This window comes from Natronomonas marina, assembly GCF_024298905.1.
Lineage (GTDB): Archaea > Halobacteriota > Halobacteria > Halobacteriales > Haloarculaceae > Natronomonas > Natronomonas marina.
Window position 1 is genome coordinate 3,267,346 of sequence record NZ_CP101154.1, and the last position, 5,123, is coordinate 3,272,468.

Annotated in this window: 6 protein-coding genes; 4 read left to right on the plus strand and 2 right to left on the minus strand. The window is 63.3% G+C overall.

Features of this window, described 5'->3' with window-relative positions; translation table 11 throughout:
• Positions 1 to 97: 97 nt before the first annotated feature.
• From NLF94_RS17135 to NLF94_RS17150, 4 genes are all read left to right on the plus strand, one after another.
• Complete coding sequence (locus NLF94_RS17135) at positions 98 to 778, plus strand: energy-coupling factor ABC transporter permease (RefSeq protein WP_254838849.1); 681 nt, start codon at positions 98 to 100, stop codon at positions 776 to 778.
• On the plus strand, positions 778 to 1,101 hold the full coding sequence (locus tag NLF94_RS17140) for a cobalamin transport operon protein (protein ID WP_254838850.1): 324 nt from the start codon (positions 778 to 780) through the stop codon (positions 1,099 to 1,101). Before NLF94_RS17135 ends, NLF94_RS17140 begins: the two co-directional genes overlap by 1 nt.
• Positions 1,102 to 1,103: 2 nt before the next feature.
• Positions 1,104 to 1,916, plus strand: coding sequence for an energy-coupling factor transporter transmembrane component T family protein (locus tag NLF94_RS17145; RefSeq protein ID WP_254838851.1), 813 nt, complete (start codon positions 1,104 to 1,106; stop codon positions 1,914 to 1,916).
• Between the two features lie 68 nt (positions 1,917 to 1,984).
• The gene (locus NLF94_RS17150; RefSeq protein WP_350355886.1) at positions 1,985 to 2,776 is read left to right on the plus strand and encodes an energy-coupling factor ABC transporter ATP-binding protein; all 792 of its coding nucleotides are present in this window, start codon (positions 1,985 to 1,987) and stop codon (positions 2,774 to 2,776) included.
• 95 nt (positions 2,777 to 2,871) lie between these two features.
• Here NLF94_RS17150 and NLF94_RS17155 read toward each other — a convergent pair whose 3' ends face one another.
• Together NLF94_RS17155 and NLF94_RS17160 are read right to left on the minus strand one after the other, a co-directional pair.
• Complete coding sequence (locus NLF94_RS17155) at positions 2,872 to 3,534, minus strand: HAD family hydrolase (RefSeq protein WP_254838853.1); 663 nt, start codon at positions 3,532 to 3,534, stop codon at positions 2,872 to 2,874.
• 47 nt (positions 3,535 to 3,581) lie between these two features.
• A complete protein-coding gene (locus NLF94_RS17160) occupies positions 3,582 to 4,850 on the minus strand; it encodes an RNA-guided endonuclease InsQ/TnpB family protein (RefSeq protein WP_254838854.1) in 1,269 nt (422 codons plus the stop codon).
• Positions 4,851 to 5,123: the final 273 nt, after the last annotated feature.

The following is a 5,123-nucleotide window of genomic DNA, read 5'->3' on the forward strand; positions in this document are numbered from 1 at the left end:
ATATTAATTCTTGCCGAGAATAAGCCAGTAGTTATTATCTTATACGTTCTAGTAAGGCAAGTTTATTATAATAGTAGCAGAAATTGTTAAACCAGAGATGGCACACATTCACCTCGGAGAAGGCTCGTTCCCGCTGTGGGCACTGGTACTCTGGACGCTGCTCGGCGTCGGACTGATCGGTGCCGTCGTCTACCGAGTCCGGAAAGGGGGTATCAGGACACACCAGATCGCACTCGCCGGCATCGGTGCGGCCGCGAGCTTCGCGATCTTCCAGCTGAACATCCCCGTGTGGGGTGGTATCCACATGAACCTCACCGGTCTCGTCGGCATCCTCGCCGGGCCGCTGCTCGGAGCGCTCATTGCACTGGTCGTCAATATCTTCTCGGCAGCGCTCGGACATGGTGCGGTCGGCCTGCTGGGCGCAAATACGCTCGTCAACGCGAGCGAAGCTATCGTCGCCTACTACGCGTTCAAGACGCTGATAGGGATGGACTGGGACGTCTTCCCCGCAAGCGCGAGTGCCGCCACGCTCGGTCTCTCGGCGGGGGCCTTCCTGATGGGAGCGATCATCGTCATCAGTGGCGTCAACGGGAGCGCGCTGCCGCGCGGTGACCTGACGATTGCCGTCGCTGGTCTCGTCGGGCTCAACCTCGGCGTCGCCGTCATCGAGGGCATCCTGACGGGCTTCATCGTGCAGTTCCTCGCGTCCGTCCGCCCCGACCTCGTCGGTCTCACCGACCGTAACAGCCGCGACGAAACGACCGGGGTGACCGCCTGATGCAGCGCTGGAAGCAGTATGGTGGCCTGGCCGCCCTCTTCGCTGCCTTTCTCGCCGCTGGGTACGGGGGCTTCACCGCAACCGGCGGCGCACTGCCGTGGGCCAAACGCTCCGCGAAAGCGCTCCAGCGCGGTGTGCAGGAGGGAGGCGGTTCGCTCGTCGACTTCGGCCGGGGCATCGTGGTGGCCGGACCCATCCGCAAGAGCGGGCTGATGCTCGAATTTCTCGGCCTCGTCGTCCTGCTGGCCGCTATCGGTATCGGGCTGTACGTCTACGTCGACCGCTACGGCGGCTTCGAGGACGGAGAGCGCCCGGCACAGTAACCGTGACGACGCTCTCGAACCACGTTCCCGACCCGCGGCTCATCACGTCGTTCGCCGAGCAGCGGGACGGGCCGCTGCACCGCGTCAATCCCTGGACGAAGGTCGGCGTCGTCGGCGCACTCGTCCTCTCCGTCACGGTGTTCGACCGCCTCGCGCTCCTGGCCGGACTGTACGGAGCCGTGCTGGCGGTCTACGGACTCGCGGGGCTGCCCTTCCGACGGTTGGCCGGCTGGTACACGCTCCCGATGCTGTTCATCGTCTCGGTCGCCGTGCCGCTGGCGTTTCTCGAACCGGGGACGCCGATGGGCGGCGCGCTCTCGACGCCACTCGGCGAGATTTCGGTCACGCGGGCCGGTCTCGTGCTCTTCGGGGAACTCACCTGTCGGTCACTCACGGTGGTCACGTTCACCTTGACGGCGTCGATGACAACCAAATACACCGACGTTGCGTACATGCTCGGACGACTACTCCCGCGGCCCATCGACCAGATAGCGTTGCTCACCTACCGGTTCACGTTCGTCATGATCGAGACGCTCGAGGACCTGGTGAAAGCCGCACTCTCCCGGGGTGCGAACTTCTCGGAGTTCTGGTCGAACAAACGGCTGTACGCGAGAATCCTCGGGATGACGATGCTGTCGGCAATCGAGCAGTCCGAACGACTCGTCAAGTCGATGGAAGCCCGTGGCTACACTGGCGACATCACGCTGTACGGCGACGTCTCGCGGCCACCGATCCACGAACTATTCATCGTGGTGGGTTCGTACGTTGCTGTCGTCGGCTACGCAGCGGTCGCGGTCTACGGGGTGGGGCTGTGAGTCGAGACGATTCACCGCTGGTCGACCTCCAGTGTGAGGCTCACACCTACCCCGACGGGACGGTCGGCATGCACGACGTCGACCTCTCGGTGTACCCCGACGAGGTCGTCGCACTCGTCGGTGGCAACGGTGCCGGGAAGTCGACGCTCCTCGAACATCTGAACGCGACGCTCGTCCCCGACGACGGCGAACTCGTCGTCGACGGCACGCCGATCACCGAAGACAACGAGGCCCACGCACGGACCGAAGTCGGGTTCGTCTTCCAGGACGCCGATACGCAACTCGTCGCGCCCACGGTCCTCGATGACGTGATGTTCGGTCTCCAGAACTACGGCGTGTCCGGTGACGAAGCGAGAACGCGCGCTCGTGAGGCGCTCGCAACTGTCGACGCGAGCCACCTCGACGACCGAATCCCCCACTATCTGAGCGGTGGCGAGAAACGCCTCGTCGGCCTCGCTGGCGTGCTGGTGCTCGACCCGAGTGTGATCGTGCTGGACGAACCGCTCGCGGGACTCGACCCCGAGCGATCCCAACTGGTCACCGAGCGAATCGAGGAGATTCACGAGGACGGTATCAGCGTCGTCCTCTCGACGCACGACCTCGAATTTGCCGCCGAAATCGCGGACCGTGTCTGCGTGATGGCCGACGGCAACGTCGTCGGGAGTGGGACGCCCCGAGAGGTGTTCTACGACGACGCGCTGTTGGCGGACGCGAACCTTCACCCTCCCAGTGCGGTTCGTGTGGCCCGCGATGCAGGGGTGGGGGCGACCGCACGGCCGGTGACGGAAGCGGACCTAGTGTCGCTCCTCACGGAGGCCGACGATCTGGAAACCGAACAGACCCTCTCTCGGGGTAGTTGATACGGTCCCCGACCGCGATTCGCTCCGTGGTATCGTCTTCGTCGATAGCTGGCGGTGAGCGACGAAGGGGAGGCATCGACCCGAGCGTCGAACCGTCAGCCGTCGAGCAGCGCCGCCACGTCGTGCAGCGACTCGACCTCGTGGGTCGCGTCGACCGGGAGGTCGACCTCGCGGGTGTGGGGCCGGCGGACGAACGCCGAGTCCAGTCCGGCGCGGTCGGCGGCGACGACGTCGGTCGCGCTGTCGCCGACGTACAGCGCCGAGGCCGCGTCGAGGTCCGAGAGCGCCCGGTCGACGTAGTGGGTGTTCGGTTTCTTGCGTTCGAGGCTCTCGACGGACATCTCGCGGCCGTAGTAGGTGTCGAAGGTCCCGTCCCACCCGAAGTGATCGAGGAGGAACTCGATTGTCGTGTGGTGGTTGTTGCTCACGACGCCGCTGGGGAGCGCGCCGTCGAGGACGGCCTCGACGTCGTCGTAGCACTCGCGGTTGCCCGCCCTGAACGCCTCGCGCTGGGACCGGTCGTCGTGGCGTTCGCGCGCCAGCCACAGTCGTTCGGGGTCGACCCCGTAGGCGGCGCCGATCTCTTCGAGGACGTCGACGGTCACGCCCGACGTGAGGTCGTCGACGTGGCGGTCGGCGGGGTCGGCGACGCCGACCGACCGGAAGGCCTCGCGGATGGCCGCCCGCTGGGTCTCCGCCGCCGGCGGTTCGACGAGCACGCCGTCGTTGTCGAACAGTACCGCGTCGTAGGAGGGCACTTGACTTCCTCCCACGGCTGAAGCCGTGGGATTCCCGCATTGGGATATTAAGGTTTGCAGGCGACTTGTTCTTGTGGGCGTACTCTGCCCGTGGATTTGTCGAACAAGCGCACTGCTGGCTGAGCCAAACAGCCGTTACTCCTATCCTGTGAAGGATTCGGAGTTACCGTCGCTCGCATGTTCTCCGCCGCGTTCAAATCGCTATTGGCGACCAGTTCGCAGTTCTCGCAGACGTACAACCCACGCTCAACACGATTCGAGGTGGCTTCAGTGCCGCACTCACAGCACGTTTTCGACGTTTTCACCCCTGCTTCGTCAACACGCTCCACGTCGATGCCACGTTCTTCCGCCTTGTACTCAATGTGACTGAGGAGCGTCTCGAACGCCCAGTCGTGCAGGCGTTTGTTCCCGTGCCGCCCCCAGTCTTCATCGTCACGGATGTTCTTCGGATGGCCGACAGCGATTGTCTCTACGCCACGGTCGGCACACTGCTGCACGATGTCTTTGGAGAGGGCGTGCAGGAAGTGGTTTTGTCGGCGTGCTTTCTTCCGCCGCGCCCACGCTGCGTGGTTGCTCGGCCCGTTTTCACCTTCCGTGCCGTATTCTTCGTGGCGGAAGTAGTGGGCGTCCTCTTTCAGGGCGTTACCCGGATACAGCAGTGTCTCGTCACCGACAGAGACAGCTGCCGTATTGCAGATACCGAGGTCAACTCCTGCCGTGTTCTCACCGGTAGCATCGGCTGTCTCAACTCGCATCTTGCAGACGAAGTGGAGGTCCCACTGCTCGCCAGTCCAGACAGCCCGCACCGTCTGGACGTTTTCAACAGCGTCGAGTGTCTGCTCGGCTGTCTGGAGCGTGTATTCACAGAGGATGTAGTCAGCGGCGTACCGCGACTTTTTGTGGTTCGTTCCTTTCGAGAGCCGGACACGGTTGTACTGGGTGTCGAGTTTGAAGCCCTGATTTTTCCACGTCACCGTCGAGCGTGGGTGGTCGTCGCCGTGTTTGCGGTAGCCGGGCGGGTTCGCGTCCGGGTCGTCCTGTTCGTACCACGAGACGAACGCCTCACCGAGTTCCTGAAGAACTCGCTGACTAGATTGGCTGTGCAAGTCTGCATACCGTTCGTGTGTTTTGAGGTACGAACAGAGGTCGTCGGTGTCTGGAATGTGGCCGATAGCGTCCCAGACGCGCTGGATTGTCCACCGGCCGACGTTCCACAGTTTACTGGCGGCAAAGCCATGCGAATCGAGGTCATCACTGACTTGCGAGTGGTTGTGGATACTCGCTTTGAGTGTCCGAGTGACGACCCGATTCGCCATATGTAAGTATAGTATCTTTACTTACATAAAGGTTGGTGTCAGCGTGGAATATCCAGCCGAGCGTGCGAGCGTGGGTTGTCTCCCATCGTGTCGGCTTCATCCCACGGCTGAAGCCGTGGGCTTTCGCCTTGAAATTCTGTAAGACGGTACCGGGCCGTCGATGGTGGGCGTTTCGGTTCGCCGAGCGGCGCGTGCTTACCGGGGTCGGTCTGTTGCTCGTCATCGACCCCGAGGCCCTGTACGCGTCCCGGGGGCTCCTGTCTCGGGGGCCGG

What these genes read in the sequence shown, in the direction of transcription:
- NLF94_RS17150 (WP_350355886.1), top strand. Translation starts at nt 1,985, where the DNA reads ATGCACGACGTCGACCTCTCGGTGTACCCCGACGAGGTCGTCGCACTC.
- NLF94_RS17140 (WP_254838850.1), top strand. Translation starts at nt 778, where the DNA reads ATGCAGCGCTGGAAGCAGTATGGTGGCCTGGCCGCCCTCTTCGCTGCC.
- NLF94_RS17135 (WP_254838849.1), top strand. Translation starts at nt 98, where the DNA reads ATGGCACACATTCACCTCGGAGAAGGCTCGTTCCCGCTGTGGGCACTG.
- NLF94_RS17160 (WP_254838854.1), bottom strand. Translation starts at nt 4,850, where the DNA reads ATGGCGAATCGGGTCGTCACTCGGACACTCAAAGCGAGTATCCACAAC.